Origin of the sequence: Microbacterium sp. lyk4-40-TSB-66 (assembly GCF_030209475.1) — a bacterium.
GTDB lineage: Bacteria > Actinomycetota > Actinomycetes > Actinomycetales > Microbacteriaceae > Microbacterium.
This window is the reverse complement of record NZ_JARVRW010000003.1, coordinates 73,217-87,992: the sequence shown is the minus strand read 5'-3', so window position 1 is coordinate 87,992 and position 14,776 is coordinate 73,217. Positions and strand designations below refer to the sequence as shown.

Genomic DNA, 14,776 nt, shown 5'->3' with positions numbered 1-14,776 from the left:
CACGGCGCGCTTCCGCTCACAACCTAGCGACTAATGTCTGAAATAGGAAGAAGTTAGCCGCTCAGGCCGTGCACCGCGGCCACCGTGGGTCGTCCCTCGCTGAACCAGCGCGGCAGACTCACCTCGAACAGCTGCTCCTGCGCGAGGTCGACGCCTCCCCGCACGGGCTCGCGGGTGTCGTTCTCGCTCGTCTTGATCACGAGGTCACGCGTGGCCAGCGGCAGCGACAGCTCGTACACGCGGTGGCGGATCTCGGCCAGGAACAGCTCACCGGCCGACGCGATCGCCCCGCCGATGACGATCACGCCGGGGTTGAACATGTTGACCAGCGCCGCCACGGCCTCGCCGACCTGGCGCGCGCCGGCCCGCACGAGCGAGATGGCGAGGGGGTCGCCGCGCTCGGCGGAGCGGGCGATGTCTTCGGGGGTCAGCTCTTTTCCGGATGCCACGCTCTCGGCGAGTGCTCCGGTGGCGCCGCTCTCGATCGCGGCGCGCGCGTCGCGGACCAGCGCCCAACCCCCGGCGACGGCCTCGAGGCAGCCCGTCTTGCCGCAGCGGCAGATCTGCGTCGCTCCCGGTACCCGCACGTGGCCCATGTCGCCCGCGGCGCCGTTCGCGCCGCGGTGCAGGCGTCCGCGCGAGACGAGTCCCGCGCCGATGCCGGTGCCGACCTTGCAGTAGATGAGGTCGACGCCCTCGTCGCGGCGCCGGGCGCGCTCGCCGGCGGCGAGGAGGTTCACGTCGTTGTCGACCCAGACGGGGGCGTCGTAGCGCTGCTCGAACGCGGTGCGCACGTCGTATCCGTTCCAGCCGGGCATGATCGGCGGGGCGACCGGGCGACCAGTCTCGAAGTCGACGGGTCCGGGCAGTCCCACCACGATGGCCCACACGGGACTCCCGTCGCCGGCGGCGAGCAGGTCGTCGACCATCGCGGTCGCGGCGTCGAGGGTCTCCTCCGGCCCGCGGGCGATGTCCCACGCGCGGTGGGCCTCGTCGAGGATCTCGCCGTCGAGGTCGGTGACGCCCACGTGCACGTGCAGCCCACCGAGCGCGCACACGACGATGCGCCCCTGCTCGGCGCGGAAACGGAGCGTGCGGGGCGCGCGGCCGCCCGAGGACGGGGCGTATTCGGCGTCTTCGAGGAAGCCCATCTCGACGGCGCGGTCGACGCGTTGGGCGACGACCCCGCGTCCGAGGCCGGTGACGCGGCCGATCTCGGGGCGCGTGACGGCCTCACCGAGGCGGACCATGTTGACGATGCGCAGCAGGCTCGTGACCTCGTCGGTCTGCGCGCCGAAGCGGAGGGTGGACACGTTGGCCATGCGTTGATCTTCACACAAGAGCGCGCTCACCCTGCCGGATTCCCCTCATCTATGGTTCATTAGTTTCTGACTTCAGCGCAATTCGTGCTGAAGTGGGCGAGGGGGCCGGGATGACGTGGGGTGTGGGCATCATCGGCTCGGGGCCGGGGGTCGCGGCTCTGCACGCACCCACGCTCGCGCGCACCGGCGGCGACTTCCGCCTGGTGCACGTCAGCGACGCCGGGAGCGGTCGGGCGGCGGTCATCGCGGAACGGTTCGGCGCCCGCGCCTCCGCGGGTGTCGAGACGCTCCTCGCCGACCCCGACGTCGACGTCGTCGCCGTCTGCAGCCCCCCGTCGCTGCACGCCGAGCACGTGCGCGCGAGCCTCGCCGCGGGGCGGCGCGCGATCTTCTGCGAGAAACCGCTCGCCGACACCGCCGACGAGGCCGAGCGCCTCGTCGCCGAGTGCGCCGCCGTCGGGGCGTTGCTGGTCGTCGGCACCAACCATCTCTTCGACCCCGCCTGGGCGCGGGCCACGCACCACCTCAGCGCCCTGGACGGGCGGATCTCGGCCGTGACCGTGACGCTGTGCCTGTCGCCCAACGACCGCTACCACGCGCTCACGATGGGCGAACCGCTTCCCGCCGGCCCGGCTCCGAAGAGGCCGCCGCTCGACCTCGACGATCCCGCGCAGAGCGCCGCCGTCGTGCGTCAGCTCGTCGCGGGACTCGGTGTGCACGACCTGCCCCTCGTGCGCGACCTCGTCTCCTCGACCCCCGAGCTCATCTGGGCGCGGCCGGTGCCCCCGATCGGGTTCGACCTCGCGCTGCGGGCGAACGACGCCCTGGTGCGCTTCACGGCGGTGATGCTGCCGGAGGGGGCCGACTCGCTGTGGCGCGTCAGCGTCGCCACGGCGAGCGCACGCATCGAGGTGGAGTTCCCCCCGCCGTTCGTCCACGTCGGCGGAGCCCGCACCAGCGTCCGCGACGCGGCGGGAGTGCGGACCGTCTACCCGATCGACCGACACGACGGGTACGAGAAGGAGTGGCGTGCGCTCGCTGCCCTGCTGCGCGGCGAGGCCGCGATGGAATACGACGAGCTCCGCGCCGACGCGGCGTTCGTGACGGCGATCGCCGATGCCGCGGCCGCGGCCGTGCGCACGGGGGTGTCACGGTGATCGTGCGGGAGGTGTGGACCGAGGCGGCCGCGTACCGGGCCGCGGTGGCGGAGCTCGCGCCGCGGGTGCGGCTGGGCGGCGGTCCCGTGGCCGTGCGGGTGGTCGACGGCCACGGCGCCTGGTGGCGGCGGCTCGACGGCGCGGCCGGCTACGTCGTCGACGAGCCCGATCCCGTCTCGCCCGAGGTGCACGATCTTCTCGAGGAGGTCGACGCGCCGGTCGTGGTGATGCGCCGCCGCGTGCGTCCCGACATCGTCGTCGATGTGCGGGCGGAGCCCCTCGCGCCGCGGCACATCGTGGTCGACGCGTGGGGTGGGCGCACCGACGCGACCACCCTTCTGCGCGACGCGGTGGGGTGGGCGCGGGTGCTCGCGTCGGGCCCCCTCTCGTTCGTCGCGCGCATCGAGACGGCGGCGGCGACCACCATCGCCTTGCGGGGACCGGACGGCGTCGGCGCGAGCGTCACCCGCACGGTCGGCGGCGGAGTGGGCGGCGCACTCGCCGCCACCGCTCTGGGGGTACGTCGCGTCGAGGTGCGCGTGGACTCCGCGTCGCCGGTGTGCGACGTGACGTTCGACGACGAGGATGGGCGGCGCACCCGACCTGTCCGGAGGGAGTCGCCCGAGCGTCTCGCACTCCGACGGATCCTGGATGCCGTGCACGCGGGCGCCGCGCCGACGGACCTCGCCGACCTCGCGGCCGACGACGGGGTCATCCACACGAGCGGATAAGTCACGCCGATGTTCGGCATCCACAGGATCGGGTTCCCTGATATCCACTTAGGTCGGATAGTGGAAGAAGAGTCGGAACGACCCGATTCACCGAAAGGATCGAAGATGATCAAGCTTCTCTCTCATCTGTCGTTCGTCGCGATCACGACTCCTGATGTCGAGGCGTCGGTGGACTTCTACGTCAACCAGGTGGGCCTCACCGAGGTCGCTCGCGAAGACGACCGTGTGTACCTCCGCTGCTGGGGCGACTACTACGCCTACTCCCTGGTCGTGGCGAAGGGCGACGAGCCCACCCTCGAGACCATGGCCTGGCGCACCTCGTCGGCCGAAGCCCTGGAGGAGGCGGCGAAGCGCGTGCAGGCCGCCGGCATCGAGGGCGAGTGGTTCGAGGGCCGCGGCATCGGCCGGGCGTTCCGCTTCACCGGTCCCCAGGGCCACGACATGACCCTGCACTGGGACGTCGAGCGCCACCGCGCCGAGCCGCACACCGCCTCGATCTATCCCGACCGTCCCGAGAAGCGCAGCCCTGTCGCCGGAGCCCCGCGCCAGCTCGACCACGTCACGGTCGCCGCGCGCGACGTCGACGCCTTCGTGCAGTGGTACGTCGACACGCTCGGCTTCCGCTTCATGGCCCGCACCGTGCTCGACGAGGCGCCCATCTCGGTGTTCTCCGTGCTCACGACCAACGAGAAGTCGCACGACCTCGGCGTCGTGCTCGACGGCTCGAGCCGCGCCGGTCGCATCAACCACTACGCCTTCTGGGTCGACACCCGCGAAGAGCTCCTCATCGCCGCCGACACGCTCATGGAGAACGGCGTGCCGATCGAGTACGGCCCGAACATCCACGGCATCGGCGAGCAGACCTTCCTCTACTACCGCGAGCCCTCGAGCCTGCGCATCGAGCTGAACACGGGTGGATACCGCAACTACGTGCCCGACTGGGAAGCCAACACGTGGAAGCCCTCGCTCGGCTCGAACAACATGTACCGCAACGGCGCCATGCCGATGTCGATGACCGAGTCGTTCCCGCCCGCCGACGGCCCCAGCGCGACCGAGGAGGGTGTGCCCGACGAGATCAAGGACGCCCTGCTCAACCCGTACGCCGTGCAGGGTCGGGGCTGACCGCGATGACCGCCCCCTATGCTCTCGCCCGTTTCCGCGACGGGGATGCCGTGCACGTCGGTCTCGTGGCCGGAGACCGCATCCGTGCGCTGACCGCCGACGAGCTCGGGGGCGGTCTGAACGCCTTCCTCGCCGCCCCCGACTGGGAGCGGATCGCCGCCCTCGTCGAGGCCCCGGGGGAGTGGCATCCCGTGTCGGACGTGACGCTGACGGCGCCCGTCGAGCCGCGGCAGGTACTGCAGACCGGCGCCAACTACCGCCAGCACGTGATCGAACTCGTGGCCGCGGGGCTGACGCAGAACACCGACCGCACGCCCGAGGAGGCGCGCGCCTTCGCCGCCGACATGATGGACGAGCGCGCCCGCAGCGGCGAGCCGTACTTCTTCATCGGGCTCACCGCCTGCGTCGTCGGCGACGACGTGCCGCTCGTGCTCCCGGCGTACAGCGAGGTGCACGACTGGGAGCTCGAGCTGGCCGTCGTCATCGGCCGCGAGGCGTTCCGCGTCTCGCGCGAGGACGCTCTCGACCACGTCGCCGGCTACACGATGGTCAACGACATCACCACGCGCGACCTCGTCTTCCGCAAAGACATGAGGGAGATCGGCACCGACTGGTACCGGGCGAAGAACGCGCCCGGGTTCCTGCCGACCGGTCCGCTGCTCGTGCCCGCCCACTTCGTCGACCCCGCCGACACCCCGGTGCGCCTCGACCTCAACGGGCAGGTGATGCAGGATGCCTCGACCTCCGACCTTCTGTTCGACGTGCCGGCGCTCATCTCGGCGGCGTCGCAGACCCACCCTCTCCTGCCCGGTGACCTGCTGCTGACCGGCAGCCCCGCCGGCAACGGGCAGCATTGGAAGAGGTTCCTGCGCGACGGCGACGTCATGACCGGGACCATCGGGGCTCTGGGCACGCAGGTCGTGCGGTGCGTGGGGGAGGCGACCTCGTGACCCTTCGACAGGCTCAGGGACCCGAGGCGGTGGCCGAGGGAGCCGTTCGACAGGCTCAGGGATCCGAGGCGGTGGCCGAGGGAGCCGTTCGACAGGAGGAGGGACCCGAGGCGGTGGCCGAGGGAGCCGTTCTACAGGCTCGGGGACCCGTTCCGTCGGAGAACCCCGCCGACCTCGACCGGCACGACCCCGAGGCCGAGATCGCCTCTCGCGCCGAGGCGTTCCGCAACTGGGGTCGGTGGGGTGACGACGACGTGCTCGGCACCCTCAACTTCATCGACGCCGACAAACGACGGGCGGCGGCGGCCCTCGTGCGCGACGGCGTCTCGATCTCGCTCTCGCAGCGCTTCGACACCGACGGTCCGCAGAAGGGCTGGCGCCGCCGCACCAACCCCGTGCACACGATGACCGACACCGGAACCGACGCCGAGCGAGGAAACCAGGGCTTCCCGCACGGCATCGGCGGCGCCGACGACGTGATCGCGATGCCCCTGCAGTGCTCGACGCAGTGGGACGGCCTCGGCCACATCTTCGACCACGGTTACGCGTGGAACGGCCGACGCGCGGGCGACGTCGTCACCAGCGACGGCGACCTCGTCACCGGCATCGAGCACGCGGCCGACGTCATCGTCTCGCGCGGCGTGCTGCTCGACCTCGGACGCCACCTCGCCCCCGCCACCGGTGAGCTCGCCGACGGCCACGCGATCACCGCCGACGACCTCGACGCGTGCGCCGCGGCGCAGGGCGTCGAGGTGGGCCGCGGCGACATCGTGCTCGTCCGCACCGGCCACTACACGCGCGCGCACCGCGAGGGCTGGGGCGAGTACGCCGGCGGCCCCGCCCCCGGGCTCTCGCTCACCACGGCCGGGTGGCTGCACCGCACCGAGATCGCCGCGATCGCGACCGACACCTGGGGCTTCGAAGTGCGGCCGAACGAGTTCGACGTGCCGGCGTTCCAGCCGCTGCACCAGGTCGTCATCCCGAACATGGGTCTCACGATCGGCGAGATGTGGAACCTCGACGCGCTCGCCGACGCCTGCCTCGAGAGGCGACGCTGGGAGTTCCTGCTCTCGGCGCCTCCGCTGCCGATCACCGGGGCCGTCGGGTCGCCGGTGAACCCCCTGGCCCTGCTCTAACCCCCACCCGTCCCAGAACAGAGAGGTTCTGACATGACCGCCGTTCAGAAAGTCGCGATCGCCGGAGCCGGCGTCGCAGGCCTCGCCACCGCCATCTTCCTCAGCAAGGCCGGCGTGGAGGTCGACCTCTACGACGCGCAGCCCGCGCTGTCCACGCGCGGATCGGGCATCACGCTGCAGGGCAACGCCCTGCGCGTCTTCGACGAGCTCGGCGTCTGGGACGAGGTCGCCGCCGCCGGAAAGGCGTTCGAGGGGTTGAACCTGCGCGCCCCCGGCCCCGGTGCACCCGTCGTCGCCGCCCTCCCCGACCTCAAGACCGGCGGCCCCGACTACCCCTCCACGATGGGCATGTCGCGCCCCGACCTCGCCCGCATCCTGCTGGCGGCGGCCGAGACGAACGGTACGCGCGTGCACTTCGGCCGTCGCGTCACCGGCGTCTCGCAGACCGACGACGGCGTCGCGATCGAGGTCGACGACACCCCGGCGGGCACGTTCGACCTGCTCGTCGGTGCGGACGGCCTGCACTCCGCGGTGCGCGAGATGATCGGCATCCACGTCACCCCCGAGCAGACCGGCATGGGGATCTGGCGCACGTTCGTCTCGCTCCCGCCCGACGTCGACCGCAGCGAGCTGTACTACGGCGGCCCTATGTACATCGCCGGCTACACGCCCACCGGTGACGACACCATGTACGCCTTCCTCGTCGAGGCGGCCCAGGACCGCTCGCACGCCTCGCCCGAAGAGGCCCGGCGGATCATGGTCGAGCAGTCGCGTGCCTACGACGGCCCCTGGAACCACATCCGCGCCGACATCGAGGCCGGCGCCGACGCCAACTACACGTGGTTCACGCGGCACCTCGTCGACGCCCCGTGGAACCGCGGCCGTGCCGTGGTGATCGGCGACGCCGCGCACAGCTGCCCCCCGACCATCGCGCAGGGCGCGGCTCAGGGACTGGAGGACGCCGCGGTGCTGAGCGAGCTCCTGGTGCAGCGGGATGCCGTCGACCAGGCGCTGTGGGACGCGTTCCACGAGCGCCGGGTGGCGCGCGCGAAGGCGATCGTCGACGCGTCCGTGCAGCTCGGTCAGTGGCAGCTCGACGGCGTCCGCGACGCCGACATGGGCGGACTGATGTTCGGGGTCGCGCAGCTCACGGCGGCCCGCGCGTGAGCGCCCCCGGGGGCGACGACGTCACCGACGTCCACGCTCACCTGCTCATGCCGGGCCTGCACGCCGAGGTCGAACGTCGCGTGCCCGACGAGGTGCAGGCGGCAGCCGAGCTCGAACTGCGCCGCAACGGGCTCGCGAGCCTCCAGGCCTCGGGCCGCATGATCGGCGAGCGCTTCCCGCGCCTCACCGACGTGCGTGCGCGCCTGGAGGCCATGGACGCCCAGGGCGTCGACCGGCAGTGGGTGAGCCCCTCGCCGAACCACTTCTACCCGTGGGCGAACGAGGGTCTCGCGACCTGGGTCACGAGCGAGGCCAACCGCCTCGTCGCCGAGCACGTCGCGCAGGCGCCCGAGCGTCTCGTCGGCCTCGGGGTGGTGCCGCTGCAGCACCCGCACCTGGTCGTCGACGCGCTCGACGACGCGGTGCTCGGGCGCGGATTCGCGGGAGTGGAGGTCTCGTCGTTCGCGGGCTCCGTCGAGCTCAGCGACGAGCGGCTCGAACCCTTCTGGGCGCGGGCGGCCGAACTACGCGCCGTGGTCTTCCTGCACCCCTTCGGCTGCTCGCTCGACGAGCGGCTCGACCGCTTCTACCTGTCGAACACGGTGGGTCAGCCGACCGAGAACGCCGTCGCGCTGTCGCACCTCATCTTCGCGGGCGTGCTCGATCGGCATCCGGGGCTCCGTCTCGTCGCGGCGCACGGCGGGGGATACCTGCCGACCGCGATCGGGCGCTCCGACCGGGCCTGGAAAGTGCGCCCCGAAGCGCGCGGCTGCGCTCACGCGCCCTCGACCTACCTGTCGAAGATCTGGTTCGACACGGTCGTGCACGACGAGCGCGCACTGCGCTTTCTCGTCGAGGTCGCGGGCGCCGACCGCGTGCTGCTGGGCAGCGACTTCCCCTTCGACATGGGACTCGACGACCCGGTCGCCTTCGTGCGGGGGGCGGGCCTGACCGAGACGCAGGTCAGCGGCATCCTGGGCGCCAACGCCGCGGAGCTTCTGCGCACCCGGGTGCACGCGTGAGGATCGCGCGCTGGGCCGACGGCGCCGACGTGGGCGAGGGGTTCGTGGACGGCGATGACGTCGTGCCCTTCCCCGACGGCCTGCGGGTCGCGGAGGTCCTCGCGCGGGGGCTCGGGGTGGTGCCCGCGCTGTTCGATCGGCGCGACCGCGAGGCGGCGAGACCTCTCGCCGAGGTGCGGCTGCTCGCACCGCTCGTGCCGGCCTCGATCCGCGACTTCGTGGCGTTCGAGGAGCACGTCGAGGGGGTGAGCGCGTCGGTCGACGGCAAGAGCGAGGTCGTCCCCGAGTGGTACGAGGCGCCGACGTTCTATTTCACCAACCCGCACACCGTCCGCGCGACGGGCGAGCTCGTGGCGATCCCCGAGACGCAGCGCCTCGACGTGGAACTCGAGCTCGCCGTCGTCATCGGTGCAGCGCCCGGCTCGACCGGTGAGAACGTGGATGCCGCGACAGCCGCCTCCCACATCTTCGGCTACACCGTCATGAACGACTGGTCGGCCCGCGACCTGCAGTCGCGCGAGATGAAGGTGCGTCTGGGTCCGGCGAAGGGCAAGGATTTCGCGATGACGATCGGGCCGTGGATCGTCACGGCCGACGAGCTCGAGCCGCACCTCGACGCCGACGGATTCCTCGCCGTCCGCGCGGAGCTCTTCATCAACGGCGAGCTCGTCGGGTACGACCTCGTGTCGAACATGGGCTGGCCGTTCCCCGAGCTCGTGGCCTATGCGGCGCGCAACTCCGTGGTCGTCCCCGGTGACGTGCTGGGCTCGGGAACGGTGGGAAACGGTGGGTGCCTGGGCGAGCTCTGGGGGCGTCGCGGGGCGCTCGATCCCCGTCCGCTCGAACCCGGTGACGAGGTGCGCCTGGTCATCGAGGGCGTCGGCGAGGTCGTGAACGTCGTCGGCCCGCGCGTGGCGGCTCCGCCCGTCGCGCGGGCGCGCACGCGGTCACGGGCGCGCTGAGCACTCCCGGCACCGCTGGGCACTCCCGGCACCGCTGAGCACTCCCGGCACCGCTGGGCACTCCCGGCTCCGCGGGCGGAGTCGCCCTCCCGCGGCTCGTACCGCCCGGCGCCGACGCTTGCGGACCGATCGTCAAGGTTCCCCGAGTTTCTCGTGAGCATCGGGAGAAGAGACCCCCGGCGACGTCTTGAGGTCCTGATCCGGCGCTTACTCTCGCTGAGCCGTGAGTCGAAGACCCGTCATTCGCTGCGGCAGGGAGAACCGGGCCGCATCGGCGGATCGCTCAGCTGACGCTGACGTCGACGGCGCCGAGGCCGTCTCGTCATGCGGCCTCGACGCGCTGCGCCCGTGCGCAACCGGCGGCCGAGGTGAGGAGCAGGCGTGGAGTATTCGGGATCGACCATCGAGGGACGCGTGGGGTGCCACGCGGCGACGCCAGTGCGTGATGAGATCCAGGGCGGACGCGCATGAGCGAGCTGCGCAACCTCGGATACGACGACCTCCTCAACTGCTTCATGGTGGGGCCCCTCGAGGGCCTCACTCCGGAGCGGACGCTCAGCGCCCTGGAGGACGTGCTGCGTTCTCCCCGCGGTGCGACACTGCACCGCCTGCGCACCCGCGGGAGGCGGTGGCGGCGCGTCGACCGCCGTGCCGCTCTCGCGGCCGCCGGCGGTGCCGTCGAGCGGGTGGACGCGGTCATCGATCGCTCGGCGCTGGCCACCCTCGTGCTGGAGAGACAGTTCCAGCGCGGTGAGCTTCCGCTGCGGCTGTTCGTCGCCGACGGGATGCTCGCGATGGAGTTCCCTCACAGCCTGTTCGACGGCAGCGGTGCGACGGCCATCGTGAACCTCATCCTGGAGAAACTCGGCGCACCGGGAGCGGACACCACCGCAGCCCTGCCGTGGGCGAAGAAGCCCCTGCGCACCGTGATGAAGAAGTTCGGGCTGCAGGGGGTCGCCGGCATCCGGTCCGCTCGGGATACCTTCCGCGCGCTGAACGCGCAGACCGAGACCGGATACCAGCTGCCTCTCACGCTGACCAAGGCCGAGTCCCTCGAGCGGACCCGGATGGTGTCGATGATGCTGCCCGCGGACATGGTGCACACGATCGCGAGCACGCCCGAGAAGGCCGAGGACGGTCGGCGACCGGCTCGACCGCCGCTCTCGGTGAAATCGGCGAGCCTGGTTCTGCGGTGCCTCCGCGACAGCCTCCGTGAAGAGACCGACTTCCGCGTGGTCGTCCCCGTCGACGCCCGTCGCTGGGTGGCGAAGGAGTTCGCCGTCGAGGGGAACTTCGCGCCGTCCCTTCCGATGGGGCGCCTCTTGGCCGACGACTGGAGCGCGACGGCCCTCGCCGAGCGCATCTCGGCGGCGAGCAAGGCGGGTACGCCCGTCGCCTGGTTGCTCGCCACCACGTTGAGCACCCTGAAGAACGCCGTGCGCCACCCCGGTGCCGCCAGACGCTCCCGCGGTGCGACGCCGCGAGTGCCTCTCGAAATCCATGTCTCGATGACGACGACCGAGGTCGCCGTCGCCGAGACGCTGATGCCCCGCGTGGACGACGACACGCTCGTCGGGGGCATGGCGGCGCACCTGCACCTGCCGCTGGGCGTCTGGGCGGAGATCGCGCCCGTGCGCGACCGCCTGCACGTCATCGTCCGCGACGAGACGGGACTCTTCGACCTCGAGGGGTTCGAACACCGACTGCGCGGGATGATCGCTCCGGCGTCCGGCGGACTCGCCGGTTCCGTCCCCCGCGTCGATCATTCCCCGCGCGGCGTACGCCACGTCGGGTCGGCCGGTCGGCCGACGGTCCGGTCGCTGAGGCAGTAGCCGGACCCGACGGAGCAGTCGCCCGCGACGGGACCGGCGAGCGCCTGTCGTCTCTGATCACGGCATCCGTAATGTTGAAAACCGACATAAGTCGGGTATGATCGAACCGACGTCGGGGCCCATCGGGCCCGTTCGCCCGGTGAGGGAGCCGGTGCGGCACATACGGTCGCGTCGATCGCCCGGTCGTACGGGCGCCACGCATGACTCTCTCTCCCGCGCGCGTACGCGTGCTCGTCGCCGCTCTTCTGACCGTGTCGTTCCTCGGCGCGCTCGACCACACCGTCGTCTCGACCTCGCTGGCCACCATCGCCGGTGACCTCGGCGCGCTCGAGCACATGAGCTGGATCATGGTCGGCTACACCCTGGCCGCCACCGTGATGCTCCCCGTGCTGGGCAAGCTCGGTGACGTCGTAGGACCCCGCCGCGTCTTCCTCGTCTCGCTCGTGCTGTTCCTCGTCGCGTCCCTCGCGTGCGGCTTCGCCCCCGATCTCGGATGGCTCATCGCGGCGCGAGTGCTTCAGGGTCTCGGCTCCGCGGGCCTGCAACTGATGTCGCAGACGATCATCGCCCGCGTCACGAGCCCCCGGCAGCGCCCCCGCTACATGGCGATCATCGGCACGGCCTTCCCCGTCGCGATCGTCGTCGGGCCCGTCGTCGGCGGCCTGATCACCGACTTCTGGGGGTGGTCCTGGGTCTTCTGGATCAACATCCCCGTCGGACTCGCCGCCCTCGTCCTGGCGCTGGTCGCCGTGCCGCGCCTGCCCGGCGGCGCCCATCCGCGCTTCGACGTCCTCGGTTCGGTCGTGTTCACCGGCACCCTGGTCGCGCTCGTGCTCGCCGTCACCTGGATCGGCGACGACGCGCTGCGCCCCGCGGCGATCGTCTGCGCGGGTGCCGCGGTCATCGGCATCCTGACCCTCGTCGCCGTGGAGCGGCGGGCCGTCGAGCCGATCCTGCCGCCGCGGATCCTGCGCGATCGCACGATCCTCGCCTGCCTCGGGCTCTCGCTCATCATCGGCGCCGGGCTCTTCGCCATCGTCGCCTACGTTCCCACCTACATCCAAATGGCCTACCGCACGACCGCGACGGTGTCGGGTCTCGTGCCCATCGCCACGGTGCTCGGCATGCTCGTCAGCAATCTGCTGACCGGCTGGCTCGTCAGTCGCTCGGGGCGCTACCGTCTCTACCCCGTGGTGGGCACCGCCCTGGGCGCCGCGGGCCTGGCCACCATGGCGTCGTTGCCCGCCGGGCTCCCGCTGTGGGTGCCCGCGGTCGTGATGGCGACCGTCGGCATCGGAACAGGCTCGTTCATGAACCTCATCTTCGCCGTCGTGCAGAGCGCCGCCTCGCGCTCCGACCTCGGCGCGGTCACCGCCACCACCAACCTCGTCCGTCAGGTCGGTTCGGCCCTCGGCACCGCGGTCATCGGCGGCGTCGTCGGGTTCGGCGTCGCAGCCGCCCTCCCCGCGGGCGTGGATGCCGACACCCTGACCCCCGCGGCGGTGCGCGCCGCGTCTGAGGCGCTGCAGGACGAGGTCGCGGTGATCTACCACGACGTGTTCGCGCCGGTCTTCTTCGGCCTCGCCGTCGTCTACGCCTGCGGTGTCGTCATCGCCCTGCTCCTGCCCGGCGGGCGCCTCTCGGACGAGGCCCCCGCGCCCGTCCCCACCCCGGTCGCGCCCGACCGTCAACCCGTCTGACCTCGAAGGAGAGAACATGTCCGACACCCCCACCATCGCCGTCGTCGGCAGCGGCCCCATCGGCTCCGCCTACGCCCGCGTGCTTCTCGAGTCGCTGCCCACCGCGCGCGTGATCATGTTCGAGGCGGGCCCCCAGGTCACCGAGCGCCCCGGCGAGAGCGTGCGCAACATCACCGACCCCGAAGAGAAGGCGCGTGCCCGCGAACGCTCGCAGGGCCCGCAGGCGGGTGCCTTCCGCGAGTCGCTCGGCATCCCCGCGGGAGCCGTCGTCGAGGGGATGTTCACCGCCCGGCAGGGCACCCACCTGCTCGACTTCGGGGGCGAGGGTGCGGCTCACGCCCCCACCTTCCCTGCGGCGGCCGGCGCCACCAACGTCGGCGGCCAGGGTTCGCACTGGACCTGTGCCATCCCCCGCCCCGCCTTCAGCGAGAAGCTCGACTTCATCGGCGACGACGAGTGGGAGACCCTCATCTCGACCGCCGAAGACCTGCTGCACAAACAGAGCGCCGCCTTCTCGGACTCACCCGTCGGCGCCGCGATCCGCACGCTGCTCGACCGGGAGTTCGGGGCCGAGCTGCCCGAGGGCTACGGCGTGGGCACGCTGCCGGTCGCGGGTGACCCGCAGCCCGACGGCTCGATGCGCTGGGCCGGCGCCGACACGGTTCTCGGACCGCTCATCGAGCCCGGCACCGACACCGCCTCGCGCTTCGAGCTGCGCGACCTCACGCTGGTGCGCCGCATCGACCACGACGGCCGGCACGTGCGCGGGCTCGTCGTCGAAGACCTTCGCACGCACGAAGAGACCTTCGTCGAGGCGGATGCCGTCATCGTCGCGGCCGACGCCTTCCGTTCGCCGCAGCTGCTGTGGGCCTCCGGCATCCGTCCCACCCCACTGGGCCGCTACCTCACCGAGCACCATGTCGTCATCAGCACCGTCGCCCTCGAGGAGGACCGGATGTCCGCCCTCGTCACCGACGACGAGCTCGAGAGCGAGCTCGCCCGCCGCGCGACCAACCCGGCCGATCCCGTCGCCGCGGTCAACCGCATCCCCTTCTCAGAGCCCGGCCACCCCTACTCGGCCCAGATCATGTACGCCGAGAACCCGCCCTTCGCGCTCGACCCGCAGCACCCGGCCGCGGGCAATCGCTGGGGATACGTCAATATGGGCTTCGGCGTGCGCAAGTTCCCCCGCGTCGAAGACGGCGTCACCTTCTCGGACGACGAGCTCGACTACCGCGGCCTGCCGAACTTCACCATTGAGTACGCCCTCACCGAGCGCGAAGACGCCGAGATCGCGCAGGCCACCGAGCGTCTTCGTCGGGCCGGGAACGCCCTCGGCACGTTCGTCGCCGAACCCCGGCTGCTCCCGAACGGATCGAGCCTGCACTACATGGGCACGATGCGCGCGGGAACGGATGCCGAGACCTCGGTCGCCGACCCGTACTCGCGGGTCTGGGGGTTCGACAACCTGCTCGTCGGCGGCAACGGGCTGATCCCGACCGCCAACACGATGAACCCGACGCTGACAAGCGTGGCCATCGCCGTTCGCGGTGCACGCCGGCTCGCCGAGGAGCTGCGCGCGAGCGGTGAGGTCGGGGCGGAGGCGCGCGTGCAACCGGTGGGCGCCTGAGAGGCGGTTGTCGCGGTTCCTCGCAGATCGGCGCGATCCTCGCAG

Annotated in this window: 12 protein-coding genes; 11 read left to right on the top strand and 1 reads right to left on the bottom strand. The window is 71.7% G+C overall.

Features of this window, described 5'->3' with window-relative positions:
* Positions 1-53: 53 nt before the first annotated feature.
* Positions 54-1,322 carry an ROK family protein gene (locus QRO03_RS05525; RefSeq protein WP_285136527.1) on the bottom strand — a complete coding sequence of 423 codons (1,269 nt, stop codon included), beginning with the start codon at positions 1,320-1,322 and terminating at the stop codon, positions 54-56.
* Between the two features lie 110 nt (positions 1,323-1,432).
* Between QRO03_RS05525 and QRO03_RS05520 the strand changes: the two genes are divergently transcribed.
* From QRO03_RS05520 to QRO03_RS05470, 11 genes are all read left to right on the top strand, one after another.
* Positions 1,433-2,479, top strand: a complete 1,047-nt coding sequence (locus QRO03_RS05520) for a Gfo/Idh/MocA family protein (RefSeq protein ID WP_285136526.1) — start codon at positions 1,433-1,435, stop codon at positions 2,477-2,479.
* Complete coding sequence (locus tag QRO03_RS05515; protein ID WP_285136525.1) at positions 2,476-3,210, top strand: hypothetical protein; 735 nt, start codon at positions 2,476-2,478, stop codon at positions 3,208-3,210. Before QRO03_RS05520 ends, QRO03_RS05515 begins: the two co-directional genes overlap by 4 nt.
* Positions 3,211-3,315: 105 nt before the next feature.
* The gene (locus QRO03_RS05510) at positions 3,316-4,332 is read left to right on the top strand and encodes a VOC family protein (protein WP_285136524.1); all 1,017 of its coding nucleotides are present in this window, start codon (positions 3,316-3,318) and stop codon (positions 4,330-4,332) included.
* A gap of 5 nt (positions 4,333-4,337) precedes the next feature.
* Entirely contained in the window at positions 4,338-5,282 is a 945-nt protein-coding gene (locus tag QRO03_RS05505; protein ID WP_285136523.1) for a fumarylacetoacetate hydrolase family protein, read from the top strand.
* Between the two features lie 200 nt (positions 5,283-5,482).
* The gene (locus QRO03_RS05500; protein WP_502883014.1) at positions 5,483-6,418 is read left to right on the top strand and encodes a cyclase family protein; all 936 of its coding nucleotides are present in this window, start codon (positions 5,483-5,485) and stop codon (positions 6,416-6,418) included.
* A gap of 33 nt (positions 6,419-6,451) precedes the next feature.
* Positions 6,452-7,585 (top strand): FAD-dependent monooxygenase, encoded by a 1,134-nt coding sequence (locus QRO03_RS05495; RefSeq protein ID WP_285136522.1) that lies wholly within the window; start codon positions 6,452-6,454, stop codon positions 7,583-7,585.
* Positions 7,582-8,607 carry an amidohydrolase family protein gene (locus QRO03_RS05490; protein ID WP_285136521.1) on the top strand — a complete coding sequence of 342 codons (1,026 nt, stop codon included), beginning with the start codon at positions 7,582-7,584 and terminating at the stop codon, positions 8,605-8,607. Before QRO03_RS05495 ends, QRO03_RS05490 begins: the two co-directional genes overlap by 4 nt.
* On the top strand, positions 8,604-9,569 hold the full coding sequence (locus tag QRO03_RS05485) for a fumarylacetoacetate hydrolase family protein (protein WP_285136520.1): 966 nt from the start codon (positions 8,604-8,606) through the stop codon (positions 9,567-9,569). The genes QRO03_RS05490 and QRO03_RS05485 overlap by 4 nt, the downstream gene beginning before the upstream one ends.
* 467 nt (positions 9,570-10,036) lie before the next feature.
* Positions 10,037-11,401 carry a hypothetical protein gene (locus tag QRO03_RS05480; RefSeq protein ID WP_285136519.1) on the top strand — a complete coding sequence of 455 codons (1,365 nt, stop codon included), beginning with the start codon at positions 10,037-10,039 and terminating at the stop codon, positions 11,399-11,401.
* Between the two features lie 200 nt (positions 11,402-11,601).
* Positions 11,602-13,101 (top strand): MDR family MFS transporter, encoded by a 1,500-nt coding sequence (locus QRO03_RS05475; protein WP_285136518.1) that lies wholly within the window; start codon positions 11,602-11,604, stop codon positions 13,099-13,101.
* A 16-nt stretch (positions 13,102-13,117) separates the two neighbouring features.
* The gene (locus QRO03_RS05470) at positions 13,118-14,731 is read left to right on the top strand and encodes a GMC oxidoreductase (RefSeq protein WP_285136517.1); all 1,614 of its coding nucleotides are present in this window, start codon (positions 13,118-13,120) and stop codon (positions 14,729-14,731) included.
* The last annotated feature ends 45 nt before the right edge of the window (positions 14,732-14,776 follow it).